Here is a 23672-nt window from a genome sequence, read left to right as displayed (position 1 = left end):
TAACCGAAAGCTTTTTTTATCGAAACAGCAGCGGAGCGAGATCGGTCAGATTTCTACGCCATACCATAAAGGTGTGGCCACCGGGTGTTTCGTGATAGGTAAACTTTACATTTTTCGAGCTCAGATATTCCCGGAAGTATTTATTATTCTGATACAGAAAATCATCGACCCCACAAGCAACCCATAACAGCTTAAGCTGAGAATTCGCCTTTTCGTCCAGCTTAGGGTATGTCTTGGCAAAAACATCCATCATAGCCGTTGCTTGCTCGGTGGAAGACGCCGTTGTGGCTGGACTGGACGTCGTCGATGCTGGCGGACGAGGGCCACCCATGCCTACAGCACTGCTCATGCCGCCTACATAGGCAAAGTGATCGAGGTGATTAAGACCAGTATAGTAAGCCGTTCCGCCCCCCATCGACAAGCCCACAATAGCCCGCTGGGTCCTATCTTTAGCTGCGTTGTAGGTTTTCTCAACCTGCGGGATGATTTCCTGAATCACCTCTGTAGCGTATTTATCATTGCCTCCATAACCCAGGGTATTTACCATAATCATGGGCTTGGCCTTGCCTTCCGCAATCAGGTTATCCAGAATGATATTGGCCTGCGCATTCACAATCCACGACAAAGCTGTGCCAGTAGCGCCATGCAACAGGAAAAATACCGGATAAGGCTCTTTGCGTTTCGGATCGTAATTCGGTGGTAGGTACACGTAGTAATCCCGATCTTCGCCCATAACCGCCGACCGATATACCTGATGATTGACTGCTCCACGCGGAACATCTTTAATCTCCCAGCTCAGTGAAGCAGGCCCTGGCATATGCGCCAGACTCTGCCCGTTGCATTGATAACACGGTTTGGCAACCGGATTGGCCGGATCGGGAATGCGAAGCCCGTCGACAACAAAAGCATAATCATAGACATCAGGATCAAGCTTTTTGGTAAAGCTCCAAACGCCCTGATCGTCTTTCACCATCGTCTCCTTCGAAATGCCTTCAATGTCCAGGATAACTTCTTTGGCATTAGGGGCTCGAAGCCGGAAGGTTAGTCCACCGTCTGCTACTTCCGGGGATTTGATGGGAGGTAGACGCTGCTGCGCCTGAAGCGTAAATGACAGGGCTAACAGGCAGAAAATAAGGAAAAAGCAATATTGTGCCTTCTTCATGGTTGATCTGTAGGGTCTAACAATGGTTGATAGCCTACAAAGCTTTACGGATTCCCTAAACTACTTTTCGTAGCTGTCCAGATTAAGAAGATATAATTTGGTATGCCCCTTCAGGGTATTTTCATTTTCACCAGATTAAAACCCGGCACAGTTTATCTGTTCACTATCCTCGGTCTGTGTCCGTACGGAACGCCCATAAATCAGCATCAATTAAAGCGTTCTGTGCGGACACAGACCGAGGATACACACATTTCTGACGCAGGCTACTCAGCCCTGTAAGGGCGACCTGTCAATAGGTATTCTCGCTTAGTAGGAACCCAAAGCACCGTAGGTGCGACCGATATGAACAGAATCAGGTCGCACCTACGGTGCTTTGGGGTACGTCCAATCCTTTGTTTTCTATTAACAGGCCACTCCTTACGGAGTTTCGAACATGCCGAAAAGATATGTATATTCTCTAGATGCAAACACAGACCGAGGATGCGTATGACCCCTTCAGGGTCAAATATTTATAGCACAGATTTAACTATAAACATCTGACCCTGAAGGGGTCATACACCCTAGATAGACCTGGTAACCTCACCATTTAATTCACGAATTACCACACGTATAATACCCGCAAAAAAATCTTACTCCCAACTATCCAAACCCAGCAGCTTTTTGCCCAACGGCGACAGCTCGGCGGTTTGATAACGCTCCTTTTCCCAATTGCGGGGGTCTCCGGGGAAGGCATACCCTTCGGGGGCCTGGCGATCGCGCCACGAGGTGATACGCCACTGACGCAACGCTTCGTTGTCTTCTTCAGCAGGCATCATCGAAATGTATTGGGCTATTCTGACTTTATCGGTTGATCGATTTGGACGGATGCCGTGTGGCTCGGTACTATTGAAAATCAGCAGATCGCCTGCTTCCATTTTCACCTTTACGAAATCGAAGCCAGTCGTATCAGGCTGAAACCGATTTCGGTCGGCAGGCTGGGTCAGTTTCCAGGTGTCATACGTCCGATAGAGTTCAGGAATGCACTGAAAGCCACCCATGTTTTCGTCAGTTTGATCGGCCAGTGCCAATACACCCTGTACATTTTGCGGACGCGTTTCAGGATCATAGTCCCAGTGAATGAACCCCTTGAATTCGTGGCCTGGTCGAACCGGAAAATTCAGATTGGCCCGATCGATGGTTACCCACAATTTCTCCGTGCCCCAGATATCGACGAAGGCATCGTACACACGCGGATATTGGCGATTATCCCACTCATATTGGTGATTGTAGAGTTCGACCATACCACTATTGGTCAACTCTTTCATTTTCATTTCGGCGCGAGGTGGTGCGTACCAGGTGGTTGGATCATTGGGGTCTTTTTCTTCAAACTCCCACAGGAAATTGGCGAGCCGGTCGGCCTGTTCTTTGGGCACAGCCTGCTTGATAACGATGTAGCCGTTGTGCTTCCAAAATTGCCAGTCTTCTTCTGACAAAACACGCAATTTGTTTCCGTTGGATCGGTCATTTAAACTGATTTTGCTACTGGTAGCTGTCGATGGATTGCCTGGAATGTCTTTATGCGCATTATCAGGAATCATGGTAGGGGCCATTGCGGCAGGCGTACCTGTGGGCTGCATCGTTTCCATATTCGTTAGGATGTTTTGCTGATTTTGTTGTAACAAAGATAGTTGACCCGATAAGCCTATTTCCACAACAATGATGTCCACTTTTTGCACTATATTGCTCTTGAATCATTAAGTTGATGACCTAAGAATAGAGTTACGAGCAAATTCGAGTATATTTTTTGTCATGCTGACGATAGGAAGCATCTTAAATTACCCCAACTTATTTAATAGGATACCTCAAGATGCTTCCTATCGTCAGCATGACAAAAACGCTTCGCTATTGAATCAAAACCCTTATGAAGATCGCTCTGGAACAAATCAGCCCTGACGCTGACAGTTCATTTCACATTCTGGAAACGCCCCGATTAAACGATGTTTTTTTGTGGCACTACCATCCCGAATATGAAATTGTATACATCACTGGGGCCAACGGTACCCGGCATGTAGGCGATCACATTTCGCGCTATGAGGGGAGCGATCTGGTCTTTATTGGCCCTAATATTCCGCATCTCAACTTCGATTATGGCGTGACAACTGAGCACCGAAAAGTGGTTGTGCAACTGAAAGAAACGTTTCTGGGTGACCTATTTGGGCAGGCACCGGAGTTTGCCGCGATTGCTCGCCTATTCGAGCTGGCACGCGCGGGCATTTCTTTTCATGGAGAAACAAAACGGCTGGTTGGTGAGCAACTGGAAAGCCTTCCGAATCGCCCGCCCTTTGAACGACTGATGGCCTTGCTACTCATTTTTCAGCAGTTAGCCACGAGCCAGGAAGCTGTTTCTCTACATGGAAAACCGATTACAAACGCGTATAATTTGAGCGAACAACAACGCCTGAAACGGCTGTATCAATTTATTGAGGATAATTACCAACGCAAATTTGAGCTGGCTGAAGTAGCTGCGTTAACAAACCTGACCACGGCCGCTTTTTGTCGTTATGTGAAACGGATGACTCGACTGACATTCACGCAGTTTCTAAATCAGTACCGCATCAATCAGGCTCAGAAACTACTACTGCTCGACCATAACGTAACCGAAGCCTGTTTTGCCAGTGGGTTTGAGAGTTTGTCGTACTTCAACAAGATTTTTCGGCGTGTTACGGGCGAAAATCCTCTTCAGTTTAAGAAGCGACATCGAGAGTGATCTGGACTTTCTCCCAACATCTTCACCCGTATTTGTGTAGTATTGCATAGGAAAAGTCGGAAGGATGCTCAACTTGCGACTGATGACTATTGACTTATTTTTATGTCTGATCAGAAGCCCTTAATATTAGTTACGAACGACGATGGCATTACTGCCCACGGCATTCGCACACTTGCCGAATTAATGAAACAATTGGGTTCGGTGGTAGTCGTTGCCCCCAACAGCCCACAATCAGGTATGGGTCACGCCATTACGATTGCCAACCCGATCCGCCTTTACCCATCCGATATTTACGGCGATATACCTGCTTATGAATGCTCTGGCACACCTGCCGATTGCGTGAAGCTAGCCAAACACCATATTCTAAAAGACCGTGCTCCCGATTTGGTCGTAAGCGGTATTAATCACGGCAGCAACTCGTCAATCAGCATTCTGTATTCGGGAACGATGTCGGCGGCTATCGAAGGAGCTATTGAAGGAATTCCGGCCATCGGATTTTCCCTCAACGACTTCACTCGTCAGGCCGATTTTTCGCATACGCATGAGCACATTCTGGCCATTGCCCGCAACGTACTGGAAAAAGGGCTAAAGCCAGGAACAGCGCTTAACGTTAACTTTCCGGCCCGTACGGCTGAGCCGCTGAAAGGCATCCGTATTTGTCGACAGGCGAATGCCAAATGGCAGGAAGTTTTCGATGAACGACGCGATCCGCACGGTCGTCGATATTTTTGGCTTGCCGGTGATTTTGTCAACTTCGACACCCACGCCGAAGACACGGATGAATATGCCCTGGCCAATAACTATACCTCAATTGTTCCATGCCAATATGACCTGACGGCCTACGGCATGCTAGACGAATTAACGAATTGGAAACTTTAACTATGTATCATATATGATGTAGGATATATAAAGTAACGTTACTGCCTACATCATACATCTTACATCATATATCAACAAACATGGCACTATTAGGTAGTATGCTCAAAAACGGCATTCGCTTATCGAATGTCGTTCGGCTTCGGCAGTTTAATCCGCTTCGCCAGCAACGCAAAGTTTTCCGTAAACTCATCCGAAAAGCGCAGTTCACAAAATTCGGAACGGCTTATCATTTCGATGAGTTGCTCCGCTCGGTTGAGTTTGGTAGTGAGGGCGAATTCTATCAGAAATACAAACAGCACGTCCCGATCCACGACTACAACAAAATGTTCGATGGCTGGTGGAAACAAACGCTGGCTGGCGAAAAAAACGTGGCCTGGCCGGGTAAGGTAAAATATTTTGCTCTTAGCTCGGGGACGTCTGAAGCCTCGACAAAGTACATCCCGGTTACGAAGTCGATGTCGAAGGCCATTCAACGAACGAGCATTCGGCAAATTCTAACCCTTGGTAAGTACCAGAATCTCCCCTCAACACTCTACGAAAAAGGCTGTTTGATGTTGGGCGGCAGTACCGATCTGAATGCACGAGAAGGTCACTACGAGGGCGACCTTAGCGGCATTACCGCCAGTAAAATTCCCCTATGGTTCGAACGATTTTACAAGCCCGGCCGCGACATTGCCCAGGAAAAAGACTGGGCGCTGAAACTGGATGAAATCACGGAACAAGCCGCAAGCTGGGACATTGGCTATGTTGTGGGCGTACCGGCCTGGATTCAGTTGCTGATGGAGAAAATTATTGCCCGATACAAGGTCAAAACGATTCATGATATCTGGCCCAACCTGATGGTTTTCTGCCACGGGGGGGTGTCGTTTGAGCCATATCGGGCGGGTTTCGAGAAACTCCTCTCCCACCCCATTACCTATATTGAGACGTACCTGGCCTCCGAAGGATTTATTGCTTATCAAACACACCCCAGTGCCGAAGGTATGCAGCTGGTCCTGAACAACGGGCTATTTTTCGAATTTATTCCGTTCAACGAACAGAATTTCTCACCCGATGGCGAACTGGTTGATAAACCTAAAACCCTGATGATCAGCGAAGTAGAAGAGGGTAAAGAATACGCTCTTCTGCTGTCGACCTGCTCCGGAGCATGGCGTTACCTGATTGGTGACACGATTCGATTCGTCAATAAAAAACGGGCCGAAATTGTCATTACTGGTCGTACAAAACACTTTTTAAGTTTGTGTGGAGAACACCTCTCGGTCGATAACATGAACAAAGCCATCGAGATGGTTTCGGAAGATCTGGGCATCTCGATTCGCGAGTTTACCGTGGCAGGCGTAACGCACGATACGTTGTTTGCCCATAACTGGTATATCGGTACCGACGATAAAGTAGATGCCAACGACCTCCGTAATCGTATCGATGCCAAGCTTAAAGAGCTAAACGACGATTACGCCGTCGAACGTCGGCACGCCCTCAAAGACATTACCGTGACTGTATTGCCCAACCAGACCTTTTACGCCTGGATGCAATCTAAAGGCAAAATGGGCGGTCAGAACAAATTCCCGAGAGTATTGAAAAAGGGCATGATTAAGGAGTGGGAGAATTTTTTAAAAGAGGTATGAAGTATGATATAGGATGTATGATGTATTGCTTTCGCGTCAGCTACATCATACATCCTATATCATACTTCATACCTCTTTCTCTACCAATTCAGTGCTTTCTGGAGCGGTTCCAGCAAACGAGTATAGGCAATATTAACGGCCCCGATGAGGAAGACGACGCCCGTTACGCGATTGAAGATCAAGACAACACGGGGAGTAAAGAGTCGTTTGAGTCGGTTGGCATAATAAGCCAGCGCGCTTTCGGTGGCAAATACCCCAACCAAAGCCGCAATCATGAATCCATATTGTTGCGCATCGGTGTAGTGCAGGTGCGAACGAATATAGGCCACAATAGCTACCCAGGCGACAAAGTTGACTGGATTGAGGGCGTTCAGAAAGAAGCCGGTTGTGAAATAATAGACAAAATTTCCGAATCGTGTTTTCGGATAGGCCAGGCGGGGCGTACCTTTCAGAATATTGACCAGTCCCATCGCGACCAGAAATATCACCCCTACCGCAGCCATAATATTCTCAAATCCCTGAACCTTGGGAATGAAAGCCGTACCCAGTAAGGCCGCCGTTACAAACAGAATATCGCCGACAATAACCCCAAAAACAATTTTCATCCCCGAGCGGAAACCGTTGTCGACACTGTTTTGAATCAGCGCAAAAAACACCGTCCCAAATGTCAGACAAAGGCCTACGCCTAATAAAAAACCAAATAGAATAGGTAAGAACACAGATTTTAAGTTATAAAGTTGTACAGTCCTTAACGTTATATAGTTGTTGACAAGTGGTAATTATGAACCCTTGCTCTATAACTTTACAACTATATAACTCTATAACTGTTAGATTCCCCGCAAACGGGCTACGATCATCAGGCCACTCACACTGAGTGAATCGGTAATTTGGCTAGTCATTACCATCTCAATCGCTTCGGCTAAAGGAAGTTTCCAGACGCGCAGATCTTCGGTTTCTTCGGGAGCGTGTTCGCCCTGAACTAAGTCCTCAGCAATGTATAGAAAACCTTCTTCGTCGGTGGCAGAGTTGGATGTGTGGATGCGGGCAATTTTTGTCCATTTCTGAGCCTCTAAACCTGTTTCTTCTTTCAATTCGCGTTTGGCCGAATCAAGCGGATCGGTTCCTAATGGCGAGCCACCTTCGGGAATTTCCCACGAATATTCGTTCAGTGGATAGCGATATTGGCCAACGAGATAGGTGTTACCGTCGGCATCGATCGGAATCACGCCTACAGCTTTATTTTTAAAACTAACGACACCATAAATACCGGGAGTACCAGCAGGCGTTACCACATCCTCGTGCCGAATAGACAGCCAAGGATTTTCATATTTGACCGACGAATTCAGCGTCTGCCAGGGGTTTTCAGTTGTGTTCATGTGTGCAAAAACGGTCCATTCAGGCTACCATTCCACCGTTAAAAAGCTGCTAAGTTATCATCTTTCAACTACACCCTACGATTACCTTCGTCTTTTCCCGTTCTCAGTCATTTGTCAATCAAGTGGTTGATTAGCAACAAACAGGATTTTTCTATGAATCCATATTGATTAATGTGAGAAATAAGGATGAAGAATCAACCACTTTCTGTAAATCGGTTAACTTCGGGTTCTCCCCTAACAATTAAAGCTTATGCATCACAAACTACTCTTAACCAGTCTATTCCTTGGCACTGCCCTGCTTAGCTACGGACAGGATGATAAACTGGATATGACCATGATCCAGAAAATTCGGACAGAAGGTCTGGAACACTCGCAGGTTATGGAAACAGCTTTCTACCTAACCGATGTCAACGGTCCCCGTTTGCAAGGCCCTGGTTTCCTGAAAGCCGCTAACTGGGCGAAAACAAAACTTAATAGCTGGGGATTACAGAACTCCCGTCTGGAAGCCTGGGGCGAATGGGGACAAGGATGGGGAGTGGAACATTCCTATCTGGCAATGACTGCTCCTTATTACAAAACAATCATCGCCGTACCACGAGCCTGGAGTGGCAGCACCAACAAACTACAGTCTGCCGATATTCTATATATCAGTTCAAACGACACGACAGCGCTGGAAAGCTACCGGACTAAACTTAAGAACAAGGTTATTCTGCTCGATCAATCGTTCAAGGGTATGCCTTCGTTCAAAGCGGATGCCGATCGGTTTACCGATGAAGACCTGCTGAAAATGGCGAATGAAGCGCCACCAGCCCAACGAGGAGCCAATGATACGACCTTCCGCAGTCGGATTATGGCGATGCGTACGCAGAATGCATTTAATCAGAAAATGCGGAAACTGGCGAAACAGGAAGGGGCAATTGGGATGCTCAACACAACACAGACTAGTAAAGATGGAACGCTGTTCGTCAGTGGCGATTATGCTAATGCGGCTCTGGGCGCAACTCCCGATGATCTTGCCGATCTCTCGATAGCCGTTGAAGACTATATGACGCTCTGCCGACTCATGAAAGCCGGTATTCCGGTAAAACTGGAGCTAGATGTAAAAACCAAATTTTACAAAGACGACACCAAAGGCTATAACGTACTGGCAGAAATTCCGGGCACCGATCCTAAACTGAAAGACGAAGTGGTCATGCTCGGTGCCCACCTCGACTCCTGGCATGCGGCCACAGGCGCTACCGATAATGCGGCTGGCAGTTCGGTCATGATGGAAGCCGTTCGGATTCTGAATACCATTGGCGCAAAACCCAAACGAACCATTCGGATTGCGCTCTGGAGCGGTGAAGAGCAGGGATTACACGGTTCCAAAAATTACGTAGCAAATCATTTAGTCGATAAGGCTACCAACAAGTTGACCAAAGAGGGTGAGAACATAGCTGCTTATTTTAACGTCGATAACGGTACAGGTAAAATTCGGGGAATCTATTTGCAGGGCAATCTGGCCGCTGGTCCCATTTTTCAGCAATGGCTGAAACCCTTTAACGATCTGGGTGCCACAACCATCACACCTGCAAATACGGGCGGAACGGATCACCAGTCTTTCGACCGGGTAGGCTTGCCAGGTTTCCAGTTTATTCAGGACCGAATTGAGTACAACACGCGTACGCACCACACGAACATGGATACCTACGATCACCTACAACCCGATGATCTGAAACAGGCCGCTACAGTTGTTGCCAGCTTTGTCTACAACGCAGCAATGCGGGATCAGAAAATTCCAAGAAAGGCCGTTGCTGCACAAGTAGCTAGGTAAATTAATAGATTACTGGCGCGGGTATTCACCCGTGCCTTTTTATATCGCCAGTATTCACTGGCGCACCAAGAATTCGTGGTCAGCGAATGCTGACTAAATTAAAAGGCACGGGTAAATACCCGCGCCAGACTTCGACATGACCAAATTCTTTCATTTTGTCTTTCTCATTTGCCTGTTCGCAGCTCTAGCCAACCCTTCGCTTGGGCAAAGTACACCAGCTACAAAGCCTTTTGTATTAGGAGTAATCGACGCCATTCAATCGAAGGAGTTAGGGGAAACCAGAACGCTGAACATCTACTTACCGGATGGCTATTCGAAAGACTCGATGGCCAACTATCCAGTCATTTACCTACTGGATGGTTCGGCCGATGAAGACTTCATCCATATAGCCGGGTTGGTTCAGTTTGCTAATTTCTCCTGGGTTAATTTACTTCCCAAATCAATCGTTGTCGGCATTGCGAATGTGGATAGACGACGCGACTTCACCTACCCGACCACTATTGAGAAGGATAAAAAGGATTATCCAACAACCGGACATTCGCAAAAATTTATCGCGTTTCTCGAGAAGGAACTACAACCGTACATTCAAAAGAAGTACAGTAGCAACCCCAATAAAACCATCATTGGTCAATCGCTGGGCGGGCTTTTAGCAACTGAAATTCTATTTAAGAAGCCTGATTTATTCAATCAATATATCATTGTCAGCCCAAGTCTGTGGTGGGATAACGAATCGTTACTGGCTCATCAGCCCGCCTTTCTCCAAGCTGGTTTTCACCAAAAGACAATGGTCTTTGTCGCTGTTGGGAAAGAAGGTAAAATTATGGAAACCGACTCGGGCCGATTGATGGATATGTTGAAAAAAGCACCCGTGGGCACCCTTAAATCCGATTTCCACTACTTTGCCGATGAAAACCACGCGACCATTTTTCATCTGGCCGTCTACAAAGCCTTTGAGCGTTTCAAAAAGTAACTGCGTTTTTTCGACTGGATTTACTGAATGAACAGGATTTTAGTATGCTCTTGAAATCCTGTTTATCCTGTAAATCCTGTCAAAGAAAATTTACCGTATCATCACTATGAAAACCCAATTTCTCCTCTTCCTTTCCTGTCTGTTTGTTCACTTCGGCAACGCCCAGACCATAAAGTACGACGTATCCTTTCCGAACGCCATCCACCACGAAGCCCAGATTACACTGACTGTTTCGGAATTGCCAAAGCAAGCGGCAACGTTTCGCATGAGTCGTTCGTCGCCTGGTCGGTACGCTACCCACGAATTCGGCAAGAATGTCTATAACGTTCGGGCAGTCGATGAACAGAATCAGCCGCTGGTCGTCACCCGAACCGATGGCGATGTTTATACGGTGGGCGTTCACAAAGGGACCATTAAACTTACATACACGCTATTCGGCAACTATCCCGATGGTACCTACATGGGTATCGATCCGCAAAGCATTCATATCAACATGCCTGCTACATTCATGTGGATCAAAGGCTTCGATCAACGTTCTATTGAGGTCAAATTCAACCTTCCCAGCGAGAACATGGGTGTGGTGGCTACTCAGCTAGTGCCCACGGCCGACAAGTACACGTACACGGCTCCCAACCTTCAGTATTTCATGGATTCTCCTACGAAGATTGGAAAGCTAGCCGTGAAGGAGTGGCAACGCACCAACACCGACGGCAAATCCATCACGTTTCGGGTAGCTCTGGAAGCTGCAGTAGCGGATTCTACTGCTGATGGCTTTGCGAAGAAAATAGCCCGTATCGTCGATCAGGCCAAGGCCGTTTATGGCGAATTTCCCAGTTACGATTACGGGAGTTATACCTTTCTGGCCAACCTGAATCCGTATGTTCGGGGCGATGGCATGGAGCATCGCAACTCGACCATGATTGCCGTCCCCATTGCGTTCACTGGTCCAGAGCACGTATTAGGGGTATTCGCTCATGAATTTTTTCACTGCTGGAATGTTGAGCGTATTCGTCCTAAGACACTGGAACCGTTCAACTTCGAGAAAAGCAACATGAGTTACGAGTTGTGGTTTGCCGAAGGGTTTACGCAATATTACGGCGAACTGCTACTGACTCGGGCAGGTTTCACCCCCGTTCCTGAGTACATGAATACGCTAACGGGAATCATTTCGAGCAAACAATTAACCCCAGGCGGCACCTATTATTCGCCGATTGATGCGAGTTGCCACGCTGTTTTTGTTGATGCCGGCACATCTATCGACCGCTCGAACTATCCCAACATGTTTACGTCATATTACTTCTATGGCGCTGCCGTAGCGCTGGCCTTAGACTTGGAATTACGTCAGCGGAACTTATCACTGGATGCGTACATGCAGGCTGTTTGGAAGCGATTTGGCAAACCTGAGCAACCTTATACTGTGGCTGGTCTGCAAAGTGTACTGGCCAGCCTGACGACGCCTGATTTTGCCAGTTCTTTCTTCAATAAATTCGTTTACGGACATGAATCGATTGACTATGCGTCGTTATTGGCGAAGGCTGGATTGGCCCTAAAAAAAGCGCAGGAAGGCAAGGCCTGGATAGGTAATGTCCGCTATTCTGAAGCCAACGGCGGATTAACAATCATGGCTAATACAGTTCGGGAAACCCCACTCTATGAAGCAGGATTAGATATTGACGATGTGGTGACGGCTGTAGATGGTCAGGCTGTTGCTAAGATTGCCGATATACAAAACCTATTAGGTCAACACAAACCCGGCGAAGCTATTCAGGTCGCTTACACCCATCGGGGAGATTCCAAAACAGCGTCAGTTACGCTGGTTGAAAACCCTGCCCTATCAGTTCAATTATACGAAAACGCTGGTCTTACGCTTACACCTGAGATGCAGAAATTCCGTGCGAACTGGCTGGATGCGAAGGTGGTAAAGTAGGGTTGCATAAACTTTTTTTGTCATTCCGACGCCAGGAGGAATCTCAACGTTCCGTATAAGTCAAGCTTGAGATTCCTCCTGGCGTCGGAATGACAAAAAAGCCTAATAGTTTTCCTTGTATAAAAACTATCAGGCTTTAAAGAAAAGTAAACTCTACTTAAACTTGCTCTCATCCAACCGGAAGAAGCGAACGGCATTGTTGAAAAAAATGTCGCGCTTCTGCTCGAACGATAAGAAGTCGGCATTTTCGATCACACTCATAGAGGTTTCAAATAACTTCGGCCACACCATAAAATCGGTGCCGTACAGAATCCGTTTGCCAAAGCCAGCCTGCACCAGACGTTTCAGATAGGCATGAATTTCGGCCTGCGGATAGCTCCAGATAAAACCAGCCAGATCGACATATACATAGGCATTCGCGCCCATTAACGCGATCATTTCATCGGCCATTGGATAACCCGCGTGCATCACCCATATTTTCATCTTAGGGTGGCGAGCCAACACATCTTCCAGCAAGAACGGACTCCCCAGTGAAGCCCGGTACTTGGCTTGTGTAAGGTTGGCCATGCCATTGCCGCCGGTTCCCATGTGAATCCCTACGGGAATATTCAATTTTTCGGCAGCGGCAAAATAACCATCCAGCGACATATCGCTAGGTGATAAGCCCTGATACTGAGGGGCTACTTCGCCCATCACCTTATAAAATCCCGACGACAATGAATCGGTAAAGGCCTGCACCGTCATGTCCTTAGGTGAGCTTACGCCAATTCCCGGAATAACTCGATTAGGAGCTGCTTTTTTCCATTTCCGTAGGATTTGGGGATCGCCATAAGCTACGATGGTCATGTTGAGCCGCTCCATCGTTTCCAATACTGCCTTCTCCATTTCTTCGTCCGACTTCGCCGGTTTCAGTGGATCGACACAATCTTTATTCAGAAAAGAGCTGGTCTGCAAATTCTGGGTCGGGTCGCTGCCTGGCATATCTTTCAGGAACCAGGGACACATTTCGACGGCAAAACCAGGACTTACTTTCATGGCATGCACATGCACATCAATAATAGGCAACGGTTTACGATTGACAGCCTGTGCCATCAACGCACCGACAGATACAACCAGGCAGGCAACTACCAGGACAAGTTTTTTCATAGGATAAATTGGGGAATTGGTAAGGGTAAAGCATTACGTATGTCTTTATGTCAAAAGTACATAAAGATAGTTTATCGCAAAACGAGATGATGCTTTTTATCCGGAATTTGTTAAAATTCGACTACGTATTATACTACGATCAAACTGTTTCATACAAGTACGGAAGCAGGGCGTTCAAGTTAATTTTAACGAATTTCCTTAAAAATGACTAGGCCTGAAAGGGCTTCATCACAGACCAGACACCAACATTCCGCGTCGAAATCGTTACCTTTGTAGCACCCACTTACTACCTGATATCACTTCATGAGTGCCAGTCAACAAACGAAATACCGATGGATGGGCATCTCGCTGGGGCTGAGCATTGTTCTGCTGATTCTCAAATTCACGGCCTATTTCCTGACTTATTCGACCGCCATCTTATCCGATGCCGTTGAGTCTATTGTTAATGTTATTGCCAGCGGTTTTGCTTTTTATAGCATCTATTTAGCCAGTCAACCTGCCGATCAAAACCATCCTTATGGACACGGTAAAATCGAATTCCTGTCGTCGGGTTTCGAGGGCTCCATGATACTGTCGGCTGGACTGGTCATTATCTGGCAAGCGATTCTCAGCTTTTTCGAGCCTAAACAGTTAAGCAATCTCGACTGGGGTCTGGTACTCGTTGGCATTACAGCGGGGGCCAATGCATTTGTAGGCTGGCGACTTATTCGATCGGGTCAGCAAACGGATTCGGCAGCCCTGACGGCCGACGGCAAACACTTACTGACCGATACCTTTAGCAGTATCGTGGTGATGGTTGGGGTAGCACTGGTAGCCCTAACGGGGAAACACTGGATCGATAGTGCCCTATCGGTTGTGCTGGCAGTCGGGATCATCTACAACGGGTTCCAGATTACCCGCCAGTCAATTGCCCGACTCATGGACGAAGCAGACATCCCGACCCTCCACCGGGTGGTCACCTTGCTCACTGTTCACAAGGACAAAAACTGGATTGACGTACACAACCTCCGTGTTCAGAAGTACGGCGCTGATTTACACATCGATTGTCACTTGACGCTCCCCTATTACTGGGAATTAACGAAAGTACACGATGAGGTGCATCATTTTGAAGATACGCTCAAAGACGGCTTTCAGGGCGAAGTCGAAATTTTTGTCCATACCGACCCCTGCGAGAAAGAATGCTGCCATTATTGCCGCGTAGCCGACTGCCCCGCCCGCGCCTTTGCTTTTGTCGAAGATATTGAATGGACAGCCGAGAATCTCCCGCTGAATCAGAAGCACTTTGTACCGGTATTGGCATCCGCTAATACGTAAAATTCCAGCTCAAGGACGGTATGATAGTGCCAAAAACCGATAGCTGATAGCTCTTGGTTGTGGTGTTAGCACGTTGAAAATAAATCGAGTACGGATTTTTGTGCGCGTAGACATTATAGAACGAGAACGACCAATTGCTATAATGTCGCTGATTCGGTGTCCGTCGACCATCTTTCGTAAACGACACATCTAGTCGGTGGTAATCTGGAATCCGGTCGGCATTTCGTTGCGAATAATCCAGGACTTTAGTGCCATTGAGCCGATACGTGCCATCGGGATAGGTGGTCGGGCGCCCACTGGTATAAACGAAATTTGTGCCAAAAGTCCACCCTCGGCTCCATTTCCACTGGGTTGCAATAGCCAGATTATGAGGACGATCAAAGGTCGACGGATACCATTCTCCGCCATTGATCTGTACACTCGGATAGGTACTTGGCACGCGCGCTAGTGTCCGGGAATACGTGTACGAAATTAACCCCGTCAGTATTCCACGTGTTTTCTGAACACTCACTTCAACGCCATAGGCCCGTCCCTGGGCTCGTAATAAGTCGGCATCCAGTGTTGGGTTCAGGAGTAATGTTGCGCCATTCCGGTATTCGACCAGATTTTCCAGCGTTTTGTGGTACACCTCCACCGAGGTTTCATACATATTATCACCGAGGTTTCGGAAGTAGCCCACCGCAAACTGATCGGCTACCTGGGGCGGCACCAGGGCATCACTCACTTTCCAGAAATCGACCGGCGAAATGGCGGTTGTATTCGAGATCAGATGGAGGAATTGCCGGGTTCGATTATAACTAACTTTTAGAGAGCTGGTTGGTGTTAGGTTAGCCCGTATTGTCAGCCGTGGCTCCCAGCCGCTATAGTGGGCCAATGCCTGCCCATTGGCGTAGTGGAGTGTATCGGTAATGCTCTCGCGAGTACGGGGTTGCCCTTCGGCATACTGGTAGGCCACGCCCGGCCCAACATTCGTAAACTGGGCATAACGGACACCTACCTGCACCGATAACACCCGAAATGGCGTCCATTCCTCCGAAAAATAACCTGCCAATTCGCGCGCTTGTTCGTTCGGTAAGGTTTGGGCATTAATGTTCGAGTTGTCGCCAGTAGGTGCAATGGCTCCCGGCAGTAAACTATAGCCCGTTAACGATCCTCCAAATTCAAGTTTATGCTTGGGCTTAGGCGTATAGAGCCAATCGAGTCGGGCGTCGCGCTGGCGAACGGTAGATCGATACCGATACATATTCGCCGTTGTAAGTCCATCTAAGAAAAAACGATAGTCACTCTGAGTAGCCGTCAGGTTAAATGACAATTGTGGATTTAATCGTTGACTCCAGCGCGCGGTTAGCAAGGTCGATTGGGTCGTATAAAGCGTATCCTGCGGAAATTTAAACGTATCGTAACTGCGATAAACAGTAGCCGATAATTGACTATCATTGGTTAATCGATACGTTAGCCGACCGTTCACGTCATAAAAAAAGGCGCGGTCTTTATTCGTTGGGGCCGGAAACAACCCAAGCATAACCGATGGGTAGGCAATGCGGCCACCGGCAAGAAAGGTTAGTTTTTTATTTTTTGCAATCGGCCCCTGAACCAGTATTCGACTCGTTATCAACCCAATACCTCCAGTAACACTAATCCGGTCGGTTTCACCCGCTTTCGTATTCATCAACAACAGCGACGACAGGCGTCCACCATAGGCCGCTGGAATACCTCCTTTATAGAGCGTTACATCCTGAATTGCATCAGCATTAAGGTTACTTAATAAACCCAATAAATGGCTGGTATTGAACAAGGGAGCACCATCCAGAAGCACTAAGTTCTGGTCTGTACGCCCACCGCGCACATTAAATCCGCCAGCCCCCTCGCCTACTGTGCTTACACCAGGCTGTAAAGTCAGCGCTTTCAGAATATCGACCTCGCCAAACACAACCGGAATGTTTCGTAAATTTTTCATATCCAGCCGTATCACACTCATCTGAGTCGCCGATACATTAGCATCGGGCGTGCGGCCCTTCACGTTGACTTCGTCCAGCTGACGCGTGTCGGGGTTGAGGGCAACTTCCATACGAATGTTTGTTCGTTCAATCTCCAGAAACCGACTGCGAGTGTAATAGCCTACCGCAGAAAAAGTCAGGTTATAAGGTCCTGGAAGCACCTGCATGCTAAAAGCACCTGTGCTGTCTGTTGTGGTCCCCGCTCCCTGTTTTTTGTCATAAACCGACACATTAGCCAGCGGTTTGTTCGTTACGCCATCCGTTACCTGCCCGTAAATACGAAACCGAATCTGGGCCTGCAAATCAGGCTTAAGGACTAACAGCAGAACAATTGCCAGGACACCACGAACGAGTAGAAAATGCATACAGGTGCTAAATGAAGGTTATTTTCCGTACGTAAGCCAATTGGAGGGTGGCGCAAGCTGAGCTTCCTCACGCACTAATCCCGGAACGATTGGCAGTGTACTGCCAAACAACACAGGACCAAAACGCGTCACGAATTTTCCATAGTTAATGTTGTCGGTGTTCATGATTATCCGTTGACGACTGACAGCCGAAGCTCCGAAATAACCAAGTGCCAGTTTATTGGTATCGGCCACAGCTCGCACATTGCCCTCGATGCTGGCAGGTTGAGGGTCGAAAATGGTACCCGTCCGCGCAAGTTGCTCCTGATAGAGAACCCAATATTGATAAGCCGTTTTCGATAACGAGTACTGCCGCACTTCCATATACTGAGTCCCTAAAGCAACCAATGGTGCGGTTAGTACCAGTTGTCCCTTGATCCGATTGCCATTAATAAGCTGATCACTTAATACATTGGTAAGAGCACCGTAAAAAGGCGCATACTCCCCCTCGCCCGACTTCAGCGCTGGATTGTAGTACCCCAGCGGATCATTAGCCCCACCCCAGATAGGCATGTAGCTCATCGCCTGCCAACGATAAAAATTACCTGAGGTCGGTGGATCTTTTGTATCAATCTGCACCAGAAACGTATTGAATAGTAGCGTATTCGGATCTGACTCATGGTAGGTGGCGTAAAGTTGTTCGATGGGGGGTACTGGCGCCAGTACTTCTGGACGAGAAACATACTGGCTACCATCGGGTAGCTTAACCCGCAGCGTATAGGCCCGACCACGCACTCCCTGTAAGCGAGCATCGCGCATTAAATAGTAAGCCGGATTTAGCGGGTCCTGCACCAGTGGAGCCCGGTTGCCCAGATTATCTTCTATGGTAGCCATAGCGCCATTGATAGCCAATTCATCTGGAATCAACAGGGATCGATTCAGGTTGCCCGAATACGTTAACTTAATGATGTAGGGCGGAGCCTCATCGGTAATCAGCCCATCTACTACCAACCGATGCTCCGTTTGCCGAATGGGTAGATCAACCGGATCGATACAACTCCATAAGCTAGACAGCAAGAGCCCCCAAACGATGTAATGTCGCCCTCGCCCGATCAATATGTATAGGTATAGAATCATCTGCTCAAATCGGTCAAATCCAGTAGCTAGTTTATCTACATCAACCTCCCACGTCAAGGAGTCAACTCCCACCAGTCGGTGCAGCCTACAATACGGACAACACCCGAACTTGTAGATTGGGCTTCGTAGCCCCATCCCAGATAGGCCCGTTCGGGCTTAGCCCCATCGGGAGCGCTGAATACCGCCATCAACTGATTTCCCTGACCTGGGTAGTCAGTTATATATTGCCACTGATCGGTGAGTGGATCATATCGCCACAAGTCCCGCAAACCAAGACCCTCATCCGTTAGCCCCAGGCCGAAATAACCATTACGGGCCAACGAGAAAGCCGTTCCCCGCTGGCGAACCATACCCGGAAAATCGGCCCGCTTTTTCCAGCTATCCGTAACGGGATCATACGCCCAGAGCCTCGTAGGCTGGCCCGGTCGCTGGTTGACTACGTAGCCGATGTTTCGGATGGAAAATGTAGCTAATGTGCCCGGTGGTTCGGGCAAGGGTGCGCGCACCGTCTGCGTAAATATGGCGTGAATGCTTCGCATGGCGGGCGATCCATTCTGGGTTAGAAAGTAGGCTTCCTCAGTCGTCGTAAAAAAGGCAACTTCACCATCCTCCCCACCGTATGGAGGATTCACCACACTTCCACTCACGGGGAAAATAGCGCTCATATCATGGTAATAGAAATACTTACTGGCTGCCCGCTCTTCGGCAATGAAGCCTAAACCCGAGAACTGGTATCGGTCTACATGCTGAAAAAACAAATTGTAGGTGATCATACCATGACGGGGAACTCTATAAGCGGTAGACGGATAGAATGGCCAGCTATCCGTTGCCCGGTCATAACGCAGAACGCTCATGTAATTTTGCAGCGGGCCTGCGTAGCGTAGCAACTGCACCTGATTACCAACGTACGCGCCCAGGCTGGGATCACCACAGCCGTTGAGCGGATTTGGCCCACAAATTCCATCTATGGCTACGGGACAGGCCGTGTAATCGCCCCCGCTAAATGATGCATGCGTCAGTCGTGTCCAATGAGGTGATGTATCGAGCCGATGCGTATACGTGCGAATGACCGTCAACGAGTCCTGGTCAGCAAAGCGGAATGCCAATTGAAACTGATAGGTGCGCCCGACAACTAAACCGGTGACTTGTACTGTAGTTAACTTAAAATCGGCGAGTGTTTTTGTTCCACCAACCGAAAGGCCAATAGCTCCACCCTGTTCGGCACTAGCTGTAATCCGCCATCCACCATCGTCAAGCCGAATGCTCTTGACAATGATTTCGGCTGACGTAGCACTTGTGGCCTGAACGCTCACCAGCGATGCCTGGGAAGCAGTAACGGGGTCATCGTCTAGTATAGGCGCAATAACGGCTGCCGTTTGGCAGGCTGCCCCTATTAGTAAAAGGGCAATTATGTTTAAGTAGGTGAATCGGTGTGTAAACGTATTCATTCATGCAACATAAGTGGCATAATCTGCTCTCGTCAAATACCAACGATCACATAGTAGGCTTATTAATTTGCAATTTATAAACAATGAATATAATTTATCATAAGTAGATCATTTTGTTTCTTTCAGACGAAACAGCCCCCTACTCGATTATCGGCTTTGTATCCGCCCGTTTTATGGAAGACTAATCACTAAAATCTTCTTTTTATTTTATCGAAATAGTTGTATTAATTCTTTTTATTTACCAATTTTGAATCACTTACTGCTTCGGCAGTAGCCAACATTGCTTTTTTCAATTCAGGTTGTATTCAACAGGAAAGGCTGGTCGCCCTACGACCAGCCTTTTTTTATTAGATATACTAACCTTCTAAGGATTGGAACTCGTACCTTTGCGGCTTCAATCGCCCGCGTTCGGTAATGCCGCTGATTGCCCCATCAAGTTATGAGCCACCCACGCGTTTGTGGAACGGCCACCTGCAAACCATCATTCCCTCGCTGTTCCGCAAGGTAGCAGTCTCCTACGTCCGCGAACGTATCGAAACACCCGACGATGACTTTCTTGATTTGGACTGGGCAAAGGCAATAAATAATGATCAATGGATAATGAATAATGGAAAAAGTACTTCCCAACATTCTCCATTTTCCATTCTCCATTCTCCATTAATAATTCTCTCCCACGGGCTGGAAGGGAGTTCAAAAAGCCCTTATCTGGTGGGTATGGTTAGGCATCTGACTCGATCGGGGTTTAATTGTCTGGCCTGGCATTATCGGTCGTGCAGTGGGGAAATGAATCGTCAGCAACGATTCTATCACGTGGGCGAAACTGGCGATCTGGATCTGGTTATCCAACATGCTCTCTCGAAAGGTTATGAAACCATCTATCTGATGGGTTTCAGTGCAGGAGGTAATGTAACGCTAAAGTATCTGGGTGAACAAGGAAAAGCATTGAATCCAGCCATTAAAAAGGCGGTTGTGTTTTCGGTTCCAATCTACTTAATGGGATCGGCACGACGACTCGAACAATGGGACAGTCTGGTTTACAATTACCGATTTAATCGTACCTTAAAACGTAAAGTACTGGAGAAAGCCGCGCTGATGCCGGGTATTTTTCCAGCCGAAGCTGTGAGTAAAGTGCGCAGTGTTCGGGAATTTGATAATACCTTTACAGCCCCAATGAATGGCTTCCGGGATGTAGAGGACTACTATACACGTAGCAGTTCACTACAATTTATACCTACAATTGCCATTCCAACTCTTCTCATCAACGCTAAAAACGATCCATTTTTATCACCCGAATGTTTTCCGGAAACATTGGCAAGGGAACTACCGAACGTCTGGATGGAGTTCCCAGAACAAGGTGGCCATTGCGGCTTTCCGGCAAAAGATGAAGGTATCCAGGGAATTTACTGGTCGGAGAAACGGGCAGTAAGGTTTTTAACTTAATGACTGTAAACAGTATGATACCACAGCAAGCAGCAATACAGCACTATTTTGGCTCGCAACCCGTCCAGAAAGCTTATTTGTTTGGTTCGCAAGCTCGTGGTGAAGCAACGACTGACAGTGATATTGATATACTGGTTGAGTTGGAACCCATGGTATCATTATTCGACTTCGTACGCATGAAACTTCAATTAGAAGATTTGCTTCATCTCTCCGTCGACCTTGTCTCAGCTAATGGCCTTTCGCCACATGTAAAGCCTTACATTGACCAGGACAAAATGCTGATTTATGAAAAAACAGCTAACTGAACTGGAATACGTATTACAACAATTTAATAAAGAGTCAGAATAGACTCTTCGATCATGCTCACCAAACAATCGAACGTCGGCCAGGCCGAACAAACGTATTACATTATCGATTTCGATAGCACCTTCACGAAAGTAGAAGCGCTAGATGTGCTGGGTGAAATCTCGCTGATCGGTCGCCCCGACCGAGACGATGTGCTCAATCAGATCAAGGCCATTACCGATCGAGGTATGTCGGGTGAAATTTCGTTCACCGAATCGCTTGTCTTACGGCTTGGCCTTTTAAAAGCCCACCGCGATCAGCTGCCTGCGCTCATCGAAAATTTGATGGGTAAGATATCGGATTCGTTTCAGCGCAATAAGCAGTTCTTGACTGAAAATGCGGCCAATATCTATATCGTTTCCAATGGCTTCCGCGAGTTCATTGTTCCCATTGTAACGTCGCTGGGTGTTCGGGCCGATCACGTGTTTGCCAATACGTTTGTGTTCGATGAAACAGGACTTATTGCCGGTTTCGATCCTAAGAATCCGTTGTCGGCGAATGGCGGGAAATCGCAGGTGATTCGAAATCTGAAACTTGATGGCGAAGTGTATGTTATTGGCGACGGCTATACCGATTATGAAATCAGAGCATCGGGTTTGGCCAATCGTTTCTACGCGTTTACCGAAAATGTACTGCGGCCTCGCGTCGTTGAAAAAGCCGACCACGTAGCCCCTTCACTCGACGAATTCTTATACCATAACAACTTGAGCCGTAGCCAGTCGTACCCCAAAAGTCGGATTAAAGTGCTGCTGCTGGAAAACGTTCACCCGGTAGCCGTTCAACTGTTTGAGCAGGAAGGATTTAACGTTGAAATTCGGAAAGGTGCGCTAGATGAGGACGAACTCATCGAAGCCATCCGCGACGTATCGATTCTGGGTATCCGCTCAAAAACGAACGTTACCGCCCGCGTTCTCGAACATGCCAACAAACTCATGACCGTTGGTGCGTTCTGTATCGGCACGAATCAGATCGACCTCGATGCCTGCACCCAAAAAGGAATCGCGGTTTTCAACGCGCCTTACAGCAATACCCGTTCGGTTGTGGAACTGGCGATTGGCGAGATTATTATGCTGATCCGAAGCATTGTGCCCAAAAGCAATATGATGCACCTGGGCGGTTGGGATAAATCGGCCAAAAACAGCTTCGAGGTTCGTGGCAAGAAACTCGGACTGGTGGGTTATGGCAATATTGGTACGCAGTTATCGGTCGTAGCCGAAGCCCTCGGCATGGAAGTTTATTTCTACGACATCGTCGATAAACTGGCGCTTGGTAATACCCGCAAATGCAAATCGCTGGACGAACTGCTGGCCATTGCCGATATCATCAGCCTACACACCGACGGCCGGAAGGAAAACAAAAACCTCATCAGCTATCGGGAGTTTTCGCTGATGAAAAACGGGGTTATCTTCCTGAATCTGTCCCGTGGGCACATCGTCGATATTCCGGCCTTAGTCGATGCCATCGAGCGCGGTAAAGTTGTGGGTGCCGGTATCGATGTATTCCCAGACGAGCCGAAAACTAATAACGAGGAGTTCATGAGCGCTCTTCGCAAACTACCCAACGTCATCCTGACTCCGCACATTGGTGGTAGCACCGAAGAGGCCCAGGCAAACATTGGCAATTTTGTACCGGCCAAACTGCTCGAATACATCAATAACGGCAGTACCTATGGCAGCGTAAACTTCCCCGAATTGCAACTACCTCTGCTGAAGGGAGCGCATCGATTGTTACACATTCATGCCAACGTACCGGGTATTCTGGCCAAAATGAACTCTATTTTTGCTAAATACCACATCAATATTCACGGTCAGTACCTGAAAACCAACGAGCAGATTGGCTACGTAATTACAGACGTCGCCAAAGAATACGCCGACGAAGTGGTTGAGGAACTGAAAGGGATCGACAATACAATCAAGTTTAGACTGCTCTATTAATTAGTGATTGAATGATTGAGTGATTAGCTGGTGTTACTAGTTATTCACTCAATCACTCAATCATTCAAT

18 protein-coding genes are annotated in these 23672 nt (G+C 47.7%); 10 read left to right on the top strand and 8 right to left on the bottom strand.

Annotation, left to right across the window (positions count from 1 at the left end; genetic code table 11):
* Positions 1–16: 16 nt before the first annotated feature.
* Together H3H32_RS05350 and H3H32_RS05345 are read right to left on the bottom strand one after the other, a co-directional pair.
* Entirely contained in the window at positions 17–1162 is a 1146-nt protein-coding gene (locus tag H3H32_RS05350) for an alpha/beta hydrolase-fold protein (RefSeq protein ID WP_182461626.1), read from the bottom strand.
* 629 nt (positions 1163–1791) lie between these two features.
* Positions 1792–2778: a phytanoyl-CoA dioxygenase family protein gene (locus tag H3H32_RS05345; protein ID WP_182464242.1), complete on the bottom strand. Its 987-nt coding sequence runs from the start codon at positions 2776–2778 to the stop codon at positions 1792–1794.
* A gap of 284 nt (positions 2779–3062) precedes the next feature.
* On the opposite strand from H3H32_RS05345, the gene H3H32_RS05340 reads away from it, so the two are divergent.
* The 3 genes from H3H32_RS05340 to H3H32_RS05330 all read left to right on the top strand — a co-directional run bounded on the left by H3H32_RS05340 (position 3063) and on the right by H3H32_RS05330 (position 6412).
* A complete protein-coding gene (locus H3H32_RS05340; protein ID WP_182461625.1) occupies positions 3063–3908 on the top strand; it encodes an AraC family transcriptional regulator in 846 nt (281 codons plus the stop codon).
* A 102-nt stretch (positions 3909–4010) separates the two neighbouring features.
* Positions 4011–4787, top strand: a complete 777-nt coding sequence (gene surE, locus H3H32_RS05335) for a 5'/3'-nucleotidase SurE (protein ID WP_182461624.1) — start codon at positions 4011–4013, stop codon at positions 4785–4787.
* Positions 4788–4867: 80 nt separating this feature from the next.
* On the top strand, positions 4868–6412 hold the full coding sequence (locus tag H3H32_RS05330) for a GH3 family acyl-acid amido synthetase (protein ID WP_182461623.1): 1545 nt from the start codon (positions 4868–4870) through the stop codon (positions 6410–6412).
* A gap of 80 nt (positions 6413–6492) precedes the next feature.
* Here the strand turns inward: H3H32_RS05330 and H3H32_RS05325 are convergent, their stop codons facing one another.
* The gene (locus tag H3H32_RS05325; RefSeq protein ID WP_182461622.1) at positions 6493–7131 is read right to left on the bottom strand and encodes a LysE family translocator; all 639 of its coding nucleotides are present in this window, start codon (positions 7129–7131) and stop codon (positions 6493–6495) included.
* Positions 7132–7239: 108 nt separating this feature from the next.
* Positions 7240–7788: an NUDIX domain-containing protein gene (locus tag H3H32_RS05320; protein WP_182461621.1), complete on the bottom strand. Its 549-nt coding sequence runs from the start codon at positions 7786–7788 to the stop codon at positions 7240–7242.
* 250 nt (positions 7789–8038) lie between these two features.
* On the opposite strand from H3H32_RS05320, the gene H3H32_RS05315 reads away from it, so the two are divergent.
* From H3H32_RS05315 to H3H32_RS05305, 3 genes are all read left to right on the top strand, one after another.
* On the top strand, positions 8039–9601 hold the full coding sequence (locus H3H32_RS05315; RefSeq protein WP_182461620.1) for a M28 family metallopeptidase: 1563 nt from the start codon (positions 8039–8041) through the stop codon (positions 9599–9601).
* A 136-nt stretch (positions 9602–9737) separates the two neighbouring features.
* Positions 9738–10571: an alpha/beta hydrolase gene (locus H3H32_RS05310; protein WP_182461619.1), complete on the top strand. Its 834-nt coding sequence runs from the start codon at positions 9738–9740 to the stop codon at positions 10569–10571.
* Positions 10572–10677: 106 nt separating this feature from the next.
* Complete coding sequence (locus tag H3H32_RS05305) at positions 10678–12498, top strand: M61 family metallopeptidase (RefSeq protein WP_182461618.1); 1821 nt, start codon at positions 10678–10680, stop codon at positions 12496–12498.
* 153 nt (positions 12499–12651) lie between these two features.
* On the opposite strand, the gene H3H32_RS05300 is transcribed toward H3H32_RS05305, so the two are convergent.
* Positions 12652–13644 carry an amidohydrolase family protein gene (locus H3H32_RS05300; protein ID WP_182461617.1) on the bottom strand — a complete coding sequence of 331 codons (993 nt, stop codon included), beginning with the start codon at positions 13642–13644 and terminating at the stop codon, positions 12652–12654.
* 303 nt (positions 13645–13947) lie between these two features.
* Between H3H32_RS05300 and H3H32_RS05295 the strand changes: the two genes are divergently transcribed.
* Positions 13948–14958, top strand: coding sequence for a cation diffusion facilitator family transporter (locus H3H32_RS05295; protein ID WP_182461616.1), 1011 nt, complete (start codon positions 13948–13950; stop codon positions 14956–14958).
* On the opposite strand, the gene H3H32_RS05290 is transcribed toward H3H32_RS05295, so the two are convergent.
* The 3 genes from H3H32_RS05290 to H3H32_RS05280 are packed head-to-tail and all read right to left on the bottom strand — an operon-like array spanning position 14948 to position 19884.
* Positions 14948–17320, bottom strand: coding sequence for a TonB-dependent receptor (locus tag H3H32_RS05290; RefSeq protein ID WP_182461615.1), 2373 nt, complete (start codon positions 17318–17320; stop codon positions 14948–14950). The two genes, H3H32_RS05295 and H3H32_RS05290, sit on opposite strands and share 11 nt — an antisense overlap.
* 18 nt (positions 17321–17338) lie before the next feature.
* Positions 17339–18436: a DUF4249 domain-containing protein gene (locus H3H32_RS05285; RefSeq protein WP_182461614.1), complete on the bottom strand. Its 1098-nt coding sequence runs from the start codon at positions 18434–18436 to the stop codon at positions 17339–17341.
* A 53-nt stretch (positions 18437–18489) separates the two neighbouring features.
* Positions 18490–19884 (bottom strand): Kelch repeat-containing protein, encoded by a 1395-nt coding sequence (locus H3H32_RS05280; protein ID WP_182461613.1) that lies wholly within the window; start codon positions 19882–19884, stop codon positions 18490–18492.
* A gap of 414 nt (positions 19885–20298) precedes the next feature.
* Between H3H32_RS05280 and H3H32_RS05275 the strand changes: the two genes are divergently transcribed.
* The 3 genes from H3H32_RS05275 to serA are packed head-to-tail and all read left to right on the top strand — an operon-like array spanning position 20299 to position 23603.
* Entirely contained in the window at positions 20299–21324 is a 1026-nt protein-coding gene (locus tag H3H32_RS05275) for a YheT family hydrolase (RefSeq protein ID WP_182461612.1), read from the top strand.
* Positions 21325–21338: 14 nt separating this feature from the next.
* On the top strand, positions 21339–21629 hold the full coding sequence (locus tag H3H32_RS05270) for a nucleotidyltransferase family protein (protein WP_182461611.1): 291 nt from the start codon (positions 21339–21341) through the stop codon (positions 21627–21629).
* Between the two features lie 54 nt (positions 21630–21683).
* Positions 21684–23603, top strand: coding sequence for a phosphoglycerate dehydrogenase (gene serA, locus H3H32_RS05265; protein WP_182461610.1), 1920 nt, complete (start codon positions 21684–21686; stop codon positions 23601–23603).
* Positions 23604–23672: the final 69 nt, after the last annotated feature.

Origin of the sequence: Spirosoma foliorum, from assembly GCF_014117325.1 — a bacterium.
Taxonomy (GTDB): Bacteria; Bacteroidota; Bacteroidia; order Cytophagales; family Spirosomataceae; genus Spirosoma; species Spirosoma foliorum.
This window is presented reverse-complemented; position numbering and strand designations above follow the sequence as displayed.